Annotated in this window: 18 protein-coding genes and 1 tRNA gene; 10 read left to right on the top strand and 9 right to left on the bottom strand. The window is 73.2% G+C overall.

All coding sequences use genetic code 11. From position 1 onward, the window contains the following. The first annotated feature begins 36 nt into the window (after positions 1–36). Together ACW62_RS22735 and ACW62_RS22730 are read left to right on the top strand one after the other, a co-directional pair. The gene (locus ACW62_RS22735) at positions 37–1,095 is read left to right on the top strand and encodes an alpha/beta fold hydrolase (protein ID WP_053206398.1); all 1,059 of its coding nucleotides are present in this window, start codon (positions 37–39) and stop codon (positions 1,093–1,095) included. Continuing rightward, positions 1,092–1,967 carry an alpha/beta hydrolase gene (locus tag ACW62_RS22730; RefSeq protein ID WP_053206397.1) on the top strand — a complete coding sequence of 292 codons (876 nt, stop codon included), beginning with the start codon at positions 1,092–1,094 and terminating at the stop codon, positions 1,965–1,967. Before ACW62_RS22735 ends, ACW62_RS22730 begins: the two co-directional genes overlap by 4 nt. Here the strand turns inward: ACW62_RS22730 and ACW62_RS22725 are convergent. Then, on the bottom strand, positions 1,964–2,716 hold the full coding sequence (locus ACW62_RS22725; protein ID WP_053206396.1) for a 3-hydroxybutyrate dehydrogenase: 753 nt from the start codon (positions 2,714–2,716) through the stop codon (positions 1,964–1,966). The genes ACW62_RS22730 and ACW62_RS22725 overlap by 4 nt on opposite strands. Before the next feature lie 69 nt (positions 2,717–2,785). Here ACW62_RS22725 and ACW62_RS22720 point away from each other — a divergent pair, with 69 nt between their 5' ends. Beyond that, positions 2,786–3,355, top strand: a complete 570-nt coding sequence (locus ACW62_RS22720) for a DnaJ family domain-containing protein (protein ID WP_083460054.1) — start codon at positions 2,786–2,788, stop codon at positions 3,353–3,355. Here ACW62_RS22720 and ACW62_RS22715 read toward each other — a convergent pair whose 3' ends face one another. From ACW62_RS22715 to ACW62_RS22705, 3 genes are read right to left on the bottom strand one after another with little or no spacing between them, the layout of a single operon-like run. Further along, a complete protein-coding gene (locus ACW62_RS22715) occupies positions 3,356–4,156 on the bottom strand; it encodes an alpha/beta fold hydrolase (protein ID WP_053206395.1) in 801 nt (266 codons plus the stop codon). A 25-nt stretch (positions 4,157–4,181) separates the two neighbouring features. Continuing rightward, positions 4,182–4,910, bottom strand: coding sequence for an SRPBCC family protein (locus ACW62_RS22710; protein ID WP_053206394.1), 729 nt, complete (start codon positions 4,908–4,910; stop codon positions 4,182–4,184). 2 nt (positions 4,911–4,912) lie between these two features. Next, the gene (locus tag ACW62_RS22705; RefSeq protein WP_205629538.1) at positions 4,913–5,506 is read right to left on the bottom strand and encodes an ArsR/SmtB family transcription factor; all 594 of its coding nucleotides are present in this window, start codon (positions 5,504–5,506) and stop codon (positions 4,913–4,915) included. 94 nt (positions 5,507–5,600) lie between these two features. Here ACW62_RS22705 and dinB point away from each other — a divergent pair, with 94 nt between their 5' ends. Further along, on the top strand, positions 5,601–6,791 hold the full coding sequence (dinB, locus tag ACW62_RS22700) for a DNA polymerase IV (protein WP_053206555.1): 1,191 nt from the start codon (positions 5,601–5,603) through the stop codon (positions 6,789–6,791). Here the strand turns inward: dinB and ACW62_RS22695 are convergent. Further along, a complete protein-coding gene (locus tag ACW62_RS22695) occupies positions 6,788–7,360 on the bottom strand; it encodes a dihydrofolate reductase family protein (RefSeq protein WP_053206393.1) in 573 nt (190 codons plus the stop codon). The genes dinB and ACW62_RS22695 overlap by 4 nt on opposite strands. 133 nt (positions 7,361–7,493) lie before the next feature. Between ACW62_RS22695 and ACW62_RS22690 the strand changes: the two genes are divergently transcribed. Continuing rightward, positions 7,494–8,087, top strand: a complete 594-nt coding sequence (locus tag ACW62_RS22690) for a hypothetical protein (protein ID WP_157574919.1) — start codon at positions 7,494–7,496, stop codon at positions 8,085–8,087. 9 nt (positions 8,088–8,096) lie between these two features. Here the strand turns inward: ACW62_RS22690 and ACW62_RS22685 are convergent, their stop codons facing one another. Next, on the bottom strand, positions 8,097–8,849 hold the full coding sequence (locus ACW62_RS22685; RefSeq protein WP_053206391.1) for an N-acetyltransferase: 753 nt from the start codon (positions 8,847–8,849) through the stop codon (positions 8,097–8,099). A 116-nt stretch (positions 8,850–8,965) separates the two neighbouring features. Here ACW62_RS22685 and ACW62_RS22680 point away from each other — a divergent pair, with 116 nt between their 5' ends. Next, positions 8,966–9,505, top strand: coding sequence for a dihydrofolate reductase family protein (locus ACW62_RS22680; RefSeq protein WP_053206390.1), 540 nt, complete (start codon positions 8,966–8,968; stop codon positions 9,503–9,505). Here ACW62_RS22680 and ACW62_RS22675 read toward each other — a convergent pair. Continuing rightward, positions 9,490–12,726, bottom strand: coding sequence for an AfsR/SARP family transcriptional regulator (locus tag ACW62_RS22675; RefSeq protein WP_053206389.1), 3,237 nt, complete (start codon positions 12,724–12,726; stop codon positions 9,490–9,492). The two genes, ACW62_RS22680 and ACW62_RS22675, sit on opposite strands and share 16 nt — an antisense overlap. A gap of 43 nt (positions 12,727–12,769) precedes the next feature. On the opposite strand from ACW62_RS22675, the gene ACW62_RS22670 reads away from it, so the two are divergent. The 4 genes from ACW62_RS22670 (at position 12,770) to ACW62_RS22655 (ending at position 14,960) form a co-directional block, all read left to right on the top strand. Further along, positions 12,770–13,297, top strand: coding sequence for a GrpB family protein (locus ACW62_RS22670; RefSeq protein ID WP_053206388.1), 528 nt, complete (start codon positions 12,770–12,772; stop codon positions 13,295–13,297). Positions 13,298–13,326: 29 nt separating this feature from the next. Further along, positions 13,327–14,076, top strand: a complete 750-nt coding sequence (locus ACW62_RS22665) for a glycoside hydrolase family 16 protein (protein WP_053206387.1) — start codon at positions 13,327–13,329, stop codon at positions 14,074–14,076. 173 nt (positions 14,077–14,249) lie between these two features. Continuing rightward, a complete protein-coding gene (locus tag ACW62_RS22660; protein ID WP_053206386.1) occupies positions 14,250–14,537 on the top strand; it encodes a DUF1905 domain-containing protein in 288 nt (95 codons plus the stop codon). A 21-nt stretch (positions 14,538–14,558) separates the two neighbouring features. Then, entirely contained in the window at positions 14,559–14,960 is a 402-nt protein-coding gene (locus tag ACW62_RS22655) for a GNAT family N-acetyltransferase (RefSeq protein ID WP_053206385.1), read from the top strand. Positions 14,961–14,973: 13 nt separating this feature from the next. Here ACW62_RS22655 and ACW62_RS22650 read toward each other — a convergent pair whose 3' ends face one another. Together ACW62_RS22650 and ACW62_RS22645 are read right to left on the bottom strand one after the other, a co-directional pair. Further along, positions 14,974–15,786, bottom strand: a complete 813-nt coding sequence (locus ACW62_RS22650) for a hypothetical protein (protein ID WP_053206384.1) — start codon at positions 15,784–15,786, stop codon at positions 14,974–14,976. Between the two features lie 73 nt (positions 15,787–15,859). Beyond that, a tRNA-Gly gene (locus ACW62_RS22645) sits at positions 15,860–15,933 on the bottom strand. Between the last annotated feature and the right edge of the window lie 140 nt (positions 15,934–16,073).

Below are 16,073 nucleotides of genomic sequence, written 5' to 3'. Positions count from 1 at the left end.
GCCCCGGGTAGGGCATCATCCTCTGAGGAGGGGGCCATGACATCGATGCTCATGCCGGGCGTGACGGAGAACCGCCACCCGACGCCGCGGCTCACCGTCAACACACTCACGGTGGCCGGCCGCGACACCGGCGCACCGATCGTGTTCGTCCACGGCAACGTGTCGTCCAGCGTGTTCTGGCAGCCGGCGATGCTCCGGCTGCCGCAGCGGTTCCGCCCGGTCGCCGTCGACCTGCGCGGCTTCGGCGGCACCGAGACACTGCCGGTCGACGCGACCCGCGGTGTGCGCGACTACGCCGACGACGTCGCCGGGCTGCTCGACACCCTCGGGCTGGATGACGCGCACCTGGTCGGCTGGAGCCTTGGCGGCGCCGTCGTGTTGCAGCTGCTGCTCGACACCCCGGCGCGGTACCGGTCGGTCACCCTGGTGAACCCGGTGTCGCCATACGGGTTCGGCGGCACCCGCGGCGCGGACGGCGCACTGGCCGACCCGTCGGCGGCGGGCTCCGGCGGCGGCGCCGCCAACCCGGAGTTCGTGGCCCGGCTGCGCGACGGCGACCGCGGCGACGACGGCGCGCTGTCGCCACGGCAGGTCATGCTGTCGTCGTACGTGAAGCCGCCGTTCGTGCCGGAGCACGCCGACGCCTACGTCGAGTCGATGCTCACGACGGCCGTCGGCGACGACCACTACCCCGGCGACGCCGTCGCCACCGACGCATGGCCGGGCATCGGCCCGGGCACTCGCGGCGTGCTCAACACGATGGCGCCGACGCACCTGCGGCTGGACGGGCTCGACGCGATCGACCCGAAGCCGCCGATCCGCTGGATCCGCGGCTCCGACGACGTCATCGTCTCCGACACCTCGCTGTTCGACCTCGCCTACCTCGGCACCATCGGTGCGGTGCCGGGCTGGCCGGGCGACGACGTCGCGCCGCCGCAGCCGATGGTCGCGCAGACCCGCGCCGTCCTCGTCGCCTACCGCGCGGCCGGCGGTGTCAGCACCGAGACCGTCATCGACGGCACCGCGCACAGCCCGCACCTCGAGAAGCCGGACGACTTCGTCGCGGCGCTGGTCAGCGGGTTGGACGGCCCATGACGCTGGGGGTCGCGGTCGACGGGGGGACGCTCGCGGTCCACGAGCTGGGGCGCGGTCCGGCCGGCGCTCCCGTCATCATGGCGTTGCACGGCATCACCGCCAACGCGCTCGCCTTCGGCGCCGTCGCTCAGGCGCTGGACGGCGAGGTCCGGCTGCTCGCGCCCGACCTGCGCGGCCGGGCCGACAGCCGGTCGGTCCGCGGGCCGTGGGGGCTGGCCGCGCACGCCGCCGACGTCGTCGCCGTCCTGGACGCCGCACGGGTGGAGTCGGCCGTGCTGCTGGGCCACTCGATGGGTGCCTACGTCGCGGCGCTGACGGCCTACCTGTACCCGTCGCGGGTGTCGTCGCTGGTGCTGGTCGACGGCGGGGTCGGGTTCCCGGCGCCCGGCGGCGACATCGACGCCGCGCTGGAGCAGGTGATCGGCCCGGCGATGCGGCGGCTCACGATGAGCTTCCCCGACGATGACGCGTACCTGGACTTCTGGCGCGAGCACCCGGCCGTCGGCCCGGCCCTGGCCGCGTCGTACGGCGAGCTGCTGACGGCGTACCTGCGGCACGACCTCGTGGGCGCCGGCGGCGATCGCCGCTCGTCCTGCGTGCTCGACGCGGTCCGCGCCGACGGCGCCGACGTGCTGGCCGACCCGCTCGTGCAGCGGTCGCTGCGCGACGGCACCGTCCCGGCGACGCTGCTCTACGCCGCCCGCGGTCTGATGGACGAGCCGCAGGGCCTGCTCGACGCGGATCGCATTGCGGCGGCCGGCCTGCCTCCGACCGTCCGCGTCATCCCGGCGGGCGGGGTCAACCACTACACCGTGCTGTTCGAGCCGCAGGCCGTGCGGCTGATCGCCTATGCGGTCGGCACGTCGGTCTAACGAGCTGACCAGCCGCCGTCGAGGACGAGGTCGGTGCCGGTGATCGACTGGGCTGCCGGGCTGGCGAGGTAGGCGACCGCCTCGGCCACCTCGCCGGGCTCGATGAGGCGCTTGATCGCCTCGTTGGCGAGCAGGATCTCGCTGACGATGCGGTCCTCGGGCAGGCCGTGCACCCGGGCCTGGTCGGCGATCTGCGCCTCGACCAGCGGCGTGCGGACGTAGCCGGGGTTGACGCAGTTCGAGGTGACCCCGTGCGCGGCGCCCTCGAGCGCCGTCACCTTGGACAGCCCTTCGAGGCCGTGCTTCGCGGTGACGTAGGCGGACTTGAACGGGCTGGCCCGCAGGCCGTGCGCGCTGGACACGTTGACGACGCGGCCCCAGCCGCGCGCGTACATACCCGGCAGCGCGGCCCGGATGAGCAGGAACGGCGCCTCGAGCATGAGCCGCAGCATGAACGCGAACCGGTCCGGCGGGAACTCCTCCAGCCGGGCGACGTGCTGGATGCCGGCGTTGTTGACGAGGACGTCGACGTCCAGCTCAGTGGTCGCCAGGGCGGCGGTGTCGGCGAGGTCGACCGGCCACGGCTCGCCGCCGCACTCGCCGGCCACGGACGCCGCGCGCTCGCCGTCGACGTCGGCGACGATGACGTGCGCGCCGGCCGCGCCCAGCCGCCGGGCCACCGCCGCGCCGATGCCGCTGCCGCCGCCGGTGACCAGCGCCCGCCGTCCGTCCAGATCGAGTTCGGCCATGCCAGGACTCTAAGGGGTGTCCCTGAACCCTCCATCGCCCCGACGACCCCGGCCTGCGACAATGACGTCATGGCGGAACGCAAACCGCCCGGCATGGGCTTCGAGTCGTGGATCGACAAGCAGGTCCGCGAGGCTCAGGAGCGCGGCGATTTCGACGACCTGCCGCTCTCCGGCAAGCCGTTGCCGGCCCGTCGTCCCGGCGACGAGTACGCCTGGATCCGCGACAAGCTGGCCCGCGAGGGCGAGGCCACCGACGCGCTGCTGCCGACGCCGCTGCGGCTGCGCAAAGAGGTGCACAAGCTGCCCGACACTCTCCGCGACGTCCGGTCCGAGCAGGCCGTCCGCGACGTCGTCGAGGAACTGAACGAGCGCATCAGGCAGTGGCTGCGGGCACCGTCCGGCCCGAACATCCCGGTCGCGCTGGCCGACCCTGACACCGTCGTGGCCGAATGGCGCGCCGCGCGGGCCCAGCGCATGGCCGCCGAGCAGCAGGTGCGGGCCGAGCGCGCCGCCGAGGCTGAGCGGGCGGCGGCCGAGGAACGGGCCGCCGCCGACGAGGCCCGCCGCAACCGCGGCAACCCGCTCAGCCCCTACACCTGGCTCGCCTGGTGGCGCCGCCAGCTCGGCCGGCGCGGCTGACTACTCGCCGAAGTACCCCGCGAGCACCGGGACGTGCACGGCCGCCTTCACCATGTGCGTCTGGCCGGGCAGGGTCCGGTGCTGCGCGTTCGGCAGCACCTCGGCGAGCCGCCGCTGGCTGCCCCGCATGTACTCGGGACTCTTGCCGCCGTCCATGACGAGCGTCGGCTGCGTCACCGCGGACCAGCGGTCGGCGGGGAACGGCTTGCCGTAGCCGGTGTCGCCGAGCACGCGGAAGTCGTTCGGGATGGTGTGCGCGACGGCCTTGAGCTTCTTCCACACCGGGGTGAGCCGCATGATCGCGACGACGAACGACGGCGTGCCGACGGTCTTCATGAACAGCTTGACGACGTCGCTTCGGCGGTCGGCCGCGACCAGCGCGTCGGTGCGGGCCAGCAGGTCGCCCGGCCACGGCTTCGCGGTGTCGTCGGTGATGGCGGGCAGCTCGTACAGCGCCAGCTTCGTGACGCCGGACCCGGGCCGCTTCGCCGTCTCGAGGGCGAGCGCCGCGCCGGACGAGCAGCCGTACATGAACACCTCGCCGCCGGCCGCGGCGATCAGCGCTTCGAGGTCCTCGGTCTCGCGCTCGACGGTGTACGGCGCGGTGTCGCCGCTCTCGCCGCGGCCGCGCCGGTCGTAGAGGTAGACGGTGAACCGGTCCGCCAGGCCGTCGGCGAGGTCCGACATGGGGCCGAAGTCGCGGTGGCACAGGGCGCCGTCGACGAGGATCAGCGGCGGGCCGGAGCCGACCTTCGTGTACGCGATGGCGGTGCCGTCGGCCGAGGTCACGGTGCTGGACATGGTGGTTTCTCCTTGTCGGGTGGGTTCAGCCGAAGACGCGGGTCAGCCAGGACCGCCAGGCGGCGTCGGTGTGACGGCGCGCGTCGTCGGCGAAGATGTGGTGGGACGCGACCATCGGGCCGCGGAACCCCTTGATGAAGCGGAGCAGCGCGCCGCCGGTGCGGACGCCGAGGGTGTCGGCGTTGACGTAGTACACGACGCCGTCGTCGCCCGGCAGCGCGACCGCGTCGCCGGCCTCGACGGGTGCGGTGAGGCCGAGCTCGTCGTGCAGCCTGGCCCAGGCGATGTCCCAGTCGGCGACCGGCGGTCCGAACGCCGTGACGGGCGTGGCGGTGCGGCCGGCGAAGTGGGCGAGGTACTCGAACAGCGTCCGGAAGAACAGCTCGTGGCCGCGCGACATCGCCTCGAACTCGTCGGCCCAGTCGTCGCCCGGCAGGAACCCGCTGGCCACCACCCGCAGCGTGGTGCTGCCGCGGTCGCGGCCCTCGAGCAGGAACTCGTAGGCGACGAACCGGCCGTCGGCTTCCGGGGTCTCGCCGTAGGCCAGCCGCTTGCCGGGCTCCCACGCGGTGACGTCGTACGACGGCGTGTAGCCGCCGAAGTCGATGCGGACGCTGCCGTCGGGACCGGGCTCGACGTCGGCTCGGCCCATGTACCAGGAGTCGATGCCGGGGCCGGTGGCGATGGCCTGCCAGATCTGCTCGGGCGTGGCGTCGAGGTCGGCCTGGTGGGTGGACTCGAACCGGCGGCTCATGGTCAGGACTCCTTCGGGCTGTCGACGCTCGGGTGGACGGCGACGATGACGCGGTGCGTGCGTCCGCCGGCGGCGGACTCGTCGTGGTACTTGGCGACCAGGGCGGTGACGGCGCCGCCCAGTTCTTCGGCGAACGCGGCGCGGTCGGCGGCCGAGGCGAAGCGCACCTCGCCGTCGATGGCGAACGTCGCCACCCGCTTGCGCGCCTTCGTCGACGCGGTGAGCAGCAGCCCGACGTCGCGGACCAGCTTCGCCGCCAGCGCCAGCAGCCAGCGGGCGGACAGCTTGTCGGGTGAGCGGGACGGGTCGGGCTGCACCGCCGCGAGCGCCGTCGGCGAGATGACGTACGACGCCGCCGTCGCCTGGAGCACCCGCTCGGTGACGTTGCCCTTCCGGCGCTCCTCGACCAGCTCGACCAGGCCGTGCCGTTCGAGCGTGCGCAGGTGGTAGTTCACCTTCTGCCGGGCCAGCCCGACCCGGGCGGCCAGCATGGTGGCCGATCCGGGCTCGGCGAGCTCGGCCAGCAGCCGGGTCCGCATGGGGTCCAGCGACGCCTCTGCCGCTGCGGGGTCCTCGATCACCGTCACGTCCTGCATGCCGTGAATGCTGTCACCGACAAATCTATTTGTCAAGGAGGTGGAGACTGTCGGAGGTCTTGGCATCGTGTGGAGATGATGCGAACATGTGTTCGTGGCCAGGAGGGCGAACATCCTGCATGCCGACCTCGACGCCTTCTACGCGTCGGTCGAGCAGCGCGACGACCCCGACCTGCGCGGCAAGCCCGTCATCGTCGGGATGGGCGTGGTGCTGGCGGCCAGTTACGAGGCCAAGGCGCGCGGCGTGCGGACGGCGATGGGTGGCCGGCAGGCGCGCCGGCTGTGCCCCGACGCCGTCGTCGTCTCACCGCGCATGTCCGCCTACTCCGCCGCCAGTGAGGCGGTGTTCGAGGTGTTCCGGCGTACCACGCCCATGGTCGAAGGGCTCTCCATCGACGAGGCGTTCCTCGACGTCGGCGGGCTGGCCAAGATCTCCGGGTCGCCGCCCGAGATCGCCGCCCGGCTGCGCGCCGACGTGATGCGCACCGTCGGGCTGCCGATCACCGTCGGCGTCGCCCGCACGAAGTTCCTCGCCAAGGTGGCCAGCGCGGTCGCCAAGCCGGACGGCCTGCTGGTGGTCGAGCCCGACCGCGAGCTGGCGTTCCTGCATCCGCTGCCGATCGAGCGGCTGTGGGGCGTCGGCGAGAAGACGGCGGTGAAGCTGCGCCGGCGCGGCATCCACACCGTCGGCGACGTCGCGTTGCTCGCGGAGCGGTCGCTGGTCGCCATCGTCGGCCCGGCGGCCGGCCGGCACCTGCACGCGCTCGCCATCGGCCGCGACCCGCGCCGCGTCGTCGTCGGCCAGCGCCGCCACTCCATCGGGTCACAGCACGCCCTCGGCAGCCGGCGCCGCACCGCGGCCGAGCTGGACGCCGTCCTCGTGGGCATCGTCGACCGCGTGACCCGGCGGCTGCGCGCCGCGCACCGGGTCGCCCGCACCGTCGTCCTGCGGCTGCGCTTCGACGACTACACCCGCGCGACGCGCTCGCACACGCTGGCCGAGCCGACGTCGCACACCGGCCAGTTGCTCACCGTCACCCGGAACCTCGTCGCCGCGACCGCGCCCACCATCGAGCAGCGCGGGCTCACGCTGCTCGGCGTCGCGCTGAGCAACCTCGAGGACGACGATCCGCTGCAGCTGGCGCTGCCCCTCGACCGCCACGGCGGCAGCGCCCTCGACGCCACCGTCGACGACGTCCGCAACCGGTTCGGCAACCGCGCCGTCACCCGCGCCGTCCTGCTGAACCGGGACGAGGCCATCGTCATGCCGATGCTGCCCGACTAGCGTCGCACGCGGTAACGCAGGTGGGTGGCCTCCGGGGTGTCGATCACCCGGACGATGTCCAGCTCGATCTCCGCCGGCAGCAGGTCGAACAGCCGGCGGCCGGCGCCGAGCAGCACCGGGACCTGGCTGATGTGCAGCTCGTCCAGCACCCCGGCCGCGAGCGCCTGCTGCGCCGTGTATCCGCCCTGGACGTACACCTGCTTGTCGCCGGCGGCGGCCCGGGCCTGCTTCATCGCGCTGGCGATGCCGTCGGTCACGTACGTCACGAGCGGGTAGTCGAACCGCGCGGCCGGCCCCGGCGGGCGGTGGCTGACGACGAAGATCGGCCGGCCGCCGAGACTGCCGCCCCAGTGGTCCATCAGTTCGGCCGTCCGCCGTCCGGTGACGACGGCGCCGTCCGCGCCCATCTCCTCCATCACCTGCGCCGCCGGCCCGGTGACCTCGGCGAACTTGCCGCCCGGGGCGAACCATTCGTGCAGCCGGTGGCCTTCGGGGCCGCCGAGGAAGTCGTCCGGCGCGGAGATGTAGCCGTCGACGGACATGGACATGTAGAGCACCGACGTGGACATGGTCTCTCCTCGGGTTGCCGTCTGGTGAACACAACTGTGTCCTATGGACACAGTTTACGCAAGTGTCCATGGCCCGAGTTGTCCGGAAACCGCCCCGATGAGCGGCCCCAGCCGGAATGATGGTCCCGTGGCGGTGGACGCTTCCGATCTGCGAGATGACACGCTCTGGCTCGGCGGTGCCTACGAGCTGGCCGTCGAACTCGGCGAGCGCGACGACGCGCGGCTGGAGACGGCGTTGACGACGCTGTGGACGGTCGCCGGCGTCGCCGGGTGCCAGGCGGCCGGCCGCGACGACCCCGGCACATGGGCCGACGCACCGTGCACCGCGGCCGCGTTGCAGCGGCACGGCCGGCTGGCCGGACTCGTCACGCTGCCGCGGCAGCGCACCGTCGTGTGCGGGGCGCGCACCGTCCGGCAGGTGTCCGGTACCGACTGGCTGGTGTTCTTCATCCCGGTTGGCGCGTTGGACCTCGCCGAGCCGCGCAGTGCCGCGTTCCCGTTCCGCGGCGGCGACTCGCTGCTGTGGCGGCGGCCGCTGGACCGCTGGCTGGCCGGGATCGGCGCCCGGCTGCACGCGGTGGTGCCGTTCCGGCTGGCGCTGATCGGCCCCGAGGTGGCGGGCCTGACGACGGCGCGGTCGCTGGGCGGGCAGCCGCCGGTCGAGCGGTGGGCGGCCTACCTGATCCCGTCCGGCGCCGACCTGGAGTACCACCAGGCCGACCGCTGACGCCGTCGGTCAGCCGACCGGGTGCCGCATCCACACGTTGGGCTCGACGTAGACGGCGTGGTCGTGCTCGACGCTGCAGTGGACGGGCAGCAGCGCCTGCGGGACGACGACGTCGCCGGTGGTGTCGAACGGGAGGCCGGTCCACTCGCGCCAGTCGGCCAGCGTGCCGGTGATGACCATCGACCGGGGCGCCACCTTGGCGATCGTCGCGCCGGCGCGAGCGTGCACCCGCAGCCACGGGTCCTCCGGCAGGCCGTCTGGGCGGGTGCGATGGGCGTACTCGTGCATCGGCGTGTGCGGCTCGAGGTGCTTCGCGCTCGGCCGGACCGGCGCCACCAGCTCGGTGAAGCCCAGCCGCCGGACGTTCTGGTGCATTGCCGCGAGCAGCACCTGCGCGAGGCCCTGGCCGCGGCGGTCCGGCCGGATGGAGATCTCCAGCGCCGATACCAGCGTCGGCGGGGTGTCGCGGTCGCGGTCCTGCGCGGACCACCGGATGACGCCGTCCCAGCCGTCGTCGGGCAGCTCCTGCCGGTGCTCGCTGCCGAACTCGAACGGGACGGTGTAGGCGAGCGCGACCGGGGTGTCCGGCTCCTCGTAGGCCACGAGCACGTGTTCGGGGTGATTGGCCTCGACGTCCGGGTAATAGAGGGACGCGGTGGGGTCCTGCTGCATGAAGCGAGGCCACAGGTTCGGCAGCTGTGACGGCATCGTGGCCAGCTCCGGCCGCCGGTCGAGCGGTTCGACGATCAGGTTCGCGGGCATGCGGCGGATTGTGCCACCGACGCCACCTTCCGGTCCGGGACGGGCGACCTGAAGAGAACCGTAAGGCAGTCCGGGCATGGTGTGGTCATCGAGAACGAACCAACCAGGAGGACATCATGCGCAAGATCATCGAGTCGACCTTCATCACGCTCGACGGCTGCATCGGCGAGCCGCACGTGTGGGGCCAGCCGTACTGGGACGATCAGCACAACGACTACAACGCCAAGCTGGCCTACGACGTCGACGCCATGCTGCTCGGCCGGGCGACCTACGAGGGCTTCAAGGACGCCTGGACGCAGCGGGCCGGCGACCCGCTCGCCGACCGCTTCAACGCGCTGCCGAAGTACGTGGCGTCCCGCACCCTCACCGGTGAGCTGGAGTGGAACGCCCGGCTCCTCGAGGGCGACGCGGCCAAAGCCGTCGCCGACCTGAAGGCACAGCCCGGCGAGACCATCATCAAGTACGGCACCGGCGAGTTCGACCGCGCGCTGCTGGAGAACAAGCTGGTCGACGAGTACCACTTCTGGACGTACCCGGTCATCGCCGGTGGCGACGGCTACCGGCTGGGCGACGGCTTCGACGTCACGCACCTGAAGCTGATCGACCAGACGGTGTTCGACTCCGGCATCGTGGTGGGCGTCTACGCGCCCAAGTGATCCGGCCCCGTGCGCGGCCGCCCGGCGAATTCCCGGGCGGCCGCGCTCGTCATGCGCGCGCCGTCGGCCACCGCCGCCTCGAACGCGGCGTCGTCCTGCACCGACCGGACCAGCGCCGCGACGCGGTCCGTCTCCAGCCGCTCGGCCGGTGACAGCGGGAAGCCGACGGCGTCGCGGACGGCCCGGGTGGCGCCGAGCACGACGGCGGCGTCGTGCGCCGCGCCGGACAGTGCCAGGGCCGCCGCCGCCCCTTCCAGCGCGGCCGTGTGATCGCGGCCCGCGGAGATCTCGACGCCGACATCGTGCGCGCGCAGGTGCAGGTCGAGCGCGGTGGCCGGGTCGCCCCGGCCGGCGGCGAGCAGGCCCAGCTCGTTGAGCACCATCGGCGCGTAGAAGGCGGTCCCGGCCGTCACGGCCTGCTGCTCGACGCCGCGCAGCAGGCCGGTCAGCAGCTCCTCGGCGGCGTCGAGGTCGCCGGCCCGGCGGGCGGCGAAGGACACGCTGAGCGTCGCGAACACCTGGGCGGAATGACTGCTGTGGTCGGCTGCGAGCCGCAGCGCGCGCTCGCCGTGCTCGCGGGCGGCGGCGTTGTCGCCGGTCTGCACGCTGATCCACGCCTGCCACGACAGCACGCCGCCGACCTCCGGCCACAGGCCCAGCTGCTCCGCCCGCGGCAGCGCGTCGGCGCACAGCCGCAGCGCCCGTTCGTAGTCGCCGGTGAGATCGGCCTGGCCGATCAGCCAGTCGGTCGCCTGCAGCACGCCCCAGCCGTCGCCCACCTCGGTGAAGATCCGCACGGCCCGCGATGCCGTGGCCTCCATCGCCGCCGGGTCGCCGTTGACGTGCGCCAGCCGGGCCCGCTGCGTCAGCGCCGCGGCCTCACCCCAGCGGTCGCCGGTCGCCGCGAAGCCCGCGGCCGCGCGGTCCAGCAGCTGCTCGGTGAAGGCGGCGTCGCCGAGGTCGAACGTGGCGTAGCAGAGGAACCACTCGGCGGCGGCCCGGGCGGCCGGGTCCTCGGCCTCGTCGAACGGGCGCAGCGCCGCCTCGCAGCGGGCCGCCCAGTCATGCTGGTCGCCCTGCTGGATCGTGATGCCGGTGTGCCAGGTGAGCGCCCGGCCGCGGACGGCGGGCGGCGCGTCGCCGGGGATCGCCAGCGCCGTCTCCAGCGCCCGGCGGGCCTCCGTCGGCCGGCCGCGCAGCAGCCGGTACCACGTCAGCGCCCCGGTCAGCCGCAGCGCCAGTTCGGCGTCGCCCAGCCGCTCGGCGGTGTCCAGCGCCGCGCGCTGGTTGGCCGACTCGACGTCGAGCGTGTGCAGCCATTCGCCCTGACGGTGACCGCGCAGCTCCGCGTCGGCCTGCTCGGCCAGCCCGGTGTAGTAGTGGGCGTGCCGGGCCCGGACGACCGCGTGCTCGCCCGACTCGTGCAGCCGGTTGACGCCGTACGCGGCGACGGACTCCAGCAGCCGGTAGCGCGGCCCGCCGGCCCGTTCGTCGACCACCACCAGTGACCGGTCGACCAGCCGGGCCAGCAGGTCGAGGACGTCGAGGTCGCCGTCCGAGCAGACCGCCTCCGCGGCCGCCAGCGTGCAGCCGTCGGCGTGGACGGCCAGCCGCCGGAGCACGGTCTGCTCGTCCGGCTCCAGCAGGTTCCAGCTCCACTCGATGGCCGCGAGCAGCGTGCGCTGCCGGGCCGGCCGGTCGCGTGGCCCGCTGCCGAGCGCGCGGAAGCGGTCGTCCAGGCGGTCCAGCAGCGTGTGCACGCCCAGCGCGCGAACCCGGGTCGCGGCCAGCTCCAGCGCGAGCGGGATGCCGTCGAGCCGCCGGCACAGCTGGGCCACGGCCGGCCCGGTGGACGCGTCCAGCGTGAAGCCGCGCGCCGACGCCGTCGCCCGCTCGACGAACAGCCGCACGGCGCCGGACTCGGCGAGCTGGTCGTCGGCGTCGGGCAGGTCGAGCGGCGGGACCTCCCACAGCACCTCGCCGCTGAGCCCGAGCGGCTCGCGGCTGGTGGCCAGGACGGTGACGCCGGGCGCGGCGCGCAGCAGCCGGTCGGCGAGCGCCGCCGCATGCTCGACGAGGTGCTCGCAGTTGTCCAGGACCAGCAGCAGCCGGCGGTCGCGCAGCGCCTCGGCCAGCCGGTCCGCCGGGGTGGCCGGTCGCTCGCCCGGCTCGGCGGCGTCGCGGATGCCGAGCGCCGCCATCGCCAGCTCGGCGATGTCGTCGGCGGCGCGACGTGGATGCGGTCGCTCCAGCGCGGCCAGCTCGACCAGCCAGCAGCCGTCGTCGTAGCCGTCGGCCAGCGGGTGTGCCACGGTCGTCGCCAGCCGGGTCTTGCCGACGCCGCCGGGGCCGGTCAGCGTGACCAGCCGCTCCTTGCCCAGCAGCTCGCGCAGGTCCTCCAGCGCGGCGTCGCGGCCGATCAGCGGGACCGGTGGCGGGAGGTTGGTGCGTGGCCGCCGCTGCCGCTCCGGCGCCGGGGCCAGGCTCGGGTCCTGCTCGAGGATGGCCTGGTGCAGCGCGGCCAGCTCCGGGCCGGGGTCGAGCCCCAGCTCGTCGGCGAGGCCGCGGCGGAACTCCTCGTAGCCGTCCAGCGCCTCGCGCTGCCGCCCCGCCCGGTAGAGCGCGCGCAGGTGGACGGCGCGCAGCCGCTCGCGGAACGGGTGGTCGGCGACCGGCGCGGCCAGCTCGGCGGCCAGGACGGTGTGCTCGCCCAGCTCCAGCCGCGCCTCTGCCAGCAGCTCGACCGCGGCCAGCCGGCGCTCCTCCCAGCCGGCGGCGACGGTGGCGGCGAACTCGTGGTCGGCGAAGTCGGCGAGGGCCGGGCCGCGCCAGAGGCCGAGCGCCTCCGTCAGCGACTCCTTGCGCCGCGTGGGGTCGACGGCGTCCTGGGCGCGGGCGACGAGCTCGGCGAAGCGGGTGACGTCGACGGCGCCGGTCTCCAGCGCGTAGCCGGGGGCGCGGGAGACGACGAGGTCGCGGGCGCCCGGCTCGGCGTCGTCGAGAGCCTTGCGCAGCTGCGACACCCGCACCTGCAGCGCGGCACCCGGGTTGGCCGGCGCGTCGTCGCCCCAGACGTCCTCGGCCAGCCGGTCGGCCGACACCGTGCGGCCCTGGTGCACGAGGAGGTCGGCCAGCAGCGCCCGTACCTTGACCCCCGGGACGGTGACGCTGCCGCCGTCGTCGGTCCAGACGGCCAGCGGGCCGAGGACGCCGAAACGCATGCGCCCACCCTAACTGCGGCCCGCGGTTGGCTAGCGTGACCGGATGGTCATCGAAGTACGCGAGTACGACCCCGCGTGGCCCGCGCTGGCCGAGGCGGCCGCCGACGAACTGCGGGCGGCGCTGCCCGGGATCTTCCAGGAGCTGGAGCACATCGGCAGCACGTCGGTGCCCGGGCTCGCGGCGAAGCCGATCATCGACCTCATGGCATCGGTGCCCGCGCTGGACGCCGTCACGGCCCGTGAGGATGCGCTGCGCGCGCTCGGGTACCGGCGGCTCGACACCGGCATGACCGGGCGGCTGTTCTATCCGCGCGACGACGCTGGGCGGCGCACCCACCACCTGCACGTCGTCACCGCCGACACGTGGGACACCCGCAACGAGCGGCTGCTCCGCGACTACCTGCGCGCCCACCCCGACGCGGCGGACCGGTACGGCGCGCTGAAGCGCGACCTCGCCACCCGGACCGAGGACTCCGACGAGTACACGCGGGCCAAGACAGCGCTGGTCCAGGAGCTGGTCGACGCCGCGCGGGCCGGCCGCGGACTGCCGTCGGTGTCGGTCTGGGAGTGATGTCCGGGGGCGGGGCTACTATCCCGGGCATGGCCGTGCGCATGCAGGAACGGTTCGACGGCGACGACCTCGACACGAGCGTCTGGTGTCCCTTCTACCTCTCCCACTGGAGCTCGCGCGCCGAGTCGGCCGCCACCTACTCCGTCAGCGGTGGTGAGCTGCGGCTGAGCATCCCGCCGGAGCAGGGCCTCTGGTGCGCCGACCGGCACGACGAGCCGCTGCGGGTGTCGGCGTTACAGACCGGCGCGTTCTCCGGTCCCGTCGGCGGCACCGTCGGGCAGCAGCCGTTCGCGCCCGGGCTCACGGTGCGCGAGGAACAGCCGTCGTTCTGGGGGTACACGCCGAGGTACGGGCGGTTCGAGGCGCGCATGCGCGGCGTCGTCACGGAGCGGTCGATGGTGGCGTTCTGGCTGTCCGGCATCGAGGACCGGCCGGAGCGGTCAGGCGAGATCTGCGTCATGGAGGTGTTCGGGTCCGCCCCGCACGATGTCGGCATGGGCATGCACGCGTTCCGCGACCCACTGCTGAGCGAGGACTTCGCGACGCCCTGGCTCGACCTCGAACTCACCGACTTCCACCTCTACGGCGTCGACTGGCGCCCCGGCCGCGTCACCTTCAGCGTCGACGGGCGGGTCGTGCGGGTCGTGCACGAGGCGCCGGACTACCCGATGCAGCTCATGCTCGGCGTGTTCGACTTCCCCGGCCGCGGCGGCGACGACGGCGCCGTCCCGGAACTGGTCGTGACGCACGTGAGCGGCGAGCCGCTGCCCGCGGTATAGGGGGTGTCCCGTGGATCTTCGGCGGCGCGGATCGACGTCCAGACGCCGACCAGCGGCGTTGTGTCATCACCCGATGGCTCCGGCATCGAGCTACTTCGACGCCTTGCTGGACCGACGCCTGGACGCCGCCCGCATCCACCAATATCCACGGGATACCCCCTAGGCTCGCGGTCGTGGAGCTGGAGTTCAGCGGAGAGATCTGGCACTGGCGCGGCCCGTCGCCGTTCCATTTCGTCACGGTGCCCGCCGACGAGAGCGCCGAGCTGGCCGAGGCGGCGGCGATGGTGACGTACGGCTGGGGGATGATCCCGGTGAAGGCGCGCATCGGCGCCACCTCGTGGACCACGTCGCTCTACCCGAAGGACGGCGGCTACCTCGTCCCCCTCAAGGACGTCGTCCGCCGGGCCGAGGACCTGCAGGTCGGCGACGTCGTCACCATCAACCTGTTCGTCGACGTCTGAGCCGCGCGCCAGGATGGGGCGATGACGACCTTCGAGTGGCGCGGCCCGTTCACCAACCTCGAGGTGAACGCCCTGCACGCAGACGCCTTCGACCACCGCCCCTTCGACGACGACTGGCAGGCGCAGCTCGACCGGCACAGCCTCGGCTGGGTCACGGCGCGGGCCTCCGGCGACCTCGTCGGCTTCGTGAACGTCGTGTGGGACGGGTTGCTGCACGCGTTCATCCAGGACACCGCGGTGGCGGGCCGGGCGCAGCGGCAGGGGATCGGCGTGCGGCTGATCGCCATGGCTCGCGAGAACGCTCAGGCCGCCGGCTGCGAATGGCTCCACGTCGACTTCGACGACCACCTGCGCGCCTTCTACTTCGACGCCTGCGGCTTCACCCCGACGAACGCCGGCCTGATCCAGCTCAAGGGGGAGTGAAGGCCGGCTGGGCTCAGTCGCCAGGCGCCGTCACCTGCTCGGCGGGTTCCTTGGTCCGTTCGGGTAGCAACAGCACAGCGCCGACGAGGAAACACACCGCGCCGATGAAGGTCTGCGTGTTGGCCCGCGACACGTCGTGCACCTGGCCGGTGATCGGGTCGATGTAGCCCGCTACGGCGGAGATACCGAACGAGATCGAACCGACCAGGTTGGTCAGCGTGATCCACCAGGACCACGACCGCGGACGCCAGGCAGCCCAGCCGTGGCAGACCTCGTACCAGGTCAGGAAACTGGCGACCAGGAAGCAGACCGAGCCGATCGCGTCGGGGCGCCAGAGGTGCTGGTGCGCGGTCTCGGCGGACAGGTTGTCCGCCATGGCGACCCCCGTGCTGACGTTGAAGTACAGCGTCCCGGCCAGCTGAACGGCGGTGGCCCACCAGTCGATCCGCCCGGGCTGGTAGACGAAGAATCGTCGGTGCGCCTGCGGGTCGGCGTCGACCGCCTCCCGGTAGGACAGAAACGAGGCCGACGTGAAGAACAGGGAGCCGACGAAGAAGGTGACGGTGTCCCACCGGGCACCGACGGCGCTGCCGTATCCGGGCACCGACCCGACCGCGAACAGCGCCGACCCGATGGCGAACAGCACGGCGATCCACCAGCCGCGGGCCCGAGGCGCCCACCACGTGGACCCGGCGACCGGCCCTTGGTGCTTGCGATGGAAGCGCGATTCCAGCCGGACCACCACGCCGTCAGCGCGCACACGGTCGACGAACGTGGTGGGGGCGCCGGCCTTCGAGCCATGGCCGCTACGGTTCCGCCACGACATCAGCGGCTCCTGCCTGCTCGGCGAGGATGATCAGGTCGGCGATCAGCTGGCCGGTGCCCGGTTGTGGTGCTGGTGGAGCGGATGACGGGAATCGAACCCGCGTTATCAGCTTGGGAAGCTGGAGTTCTACCATTGAACTACATCCGCAGATGCCGCCCACAGAGGCGGCACGACGCCGAGCATACCGGTTCTCCTGTGTGGTGCACACATCCCTCTGCCGCCGTGGCCTGACGTCGCAGCGAAGCCGCCCCGTTCTCGCTCCACCCCTTGACAATCCGCCAAACGAT

Origin of the sequence: Jiangella muralis, from assembly GCF_001270745.1 — a bacterium.
In the GTDB taxonomy this organism is placed as follows: domain Bacteria; phylum Actinomycetota; class Actinomycetes; order Jiangellales; family Jiangellaceae; genus Jiangella; species Jiangella muralis.
Note: the sequence above shows the minus strand (reverse complement) of the source record. Positions and strands in the feature narration are given on the sequence as shown.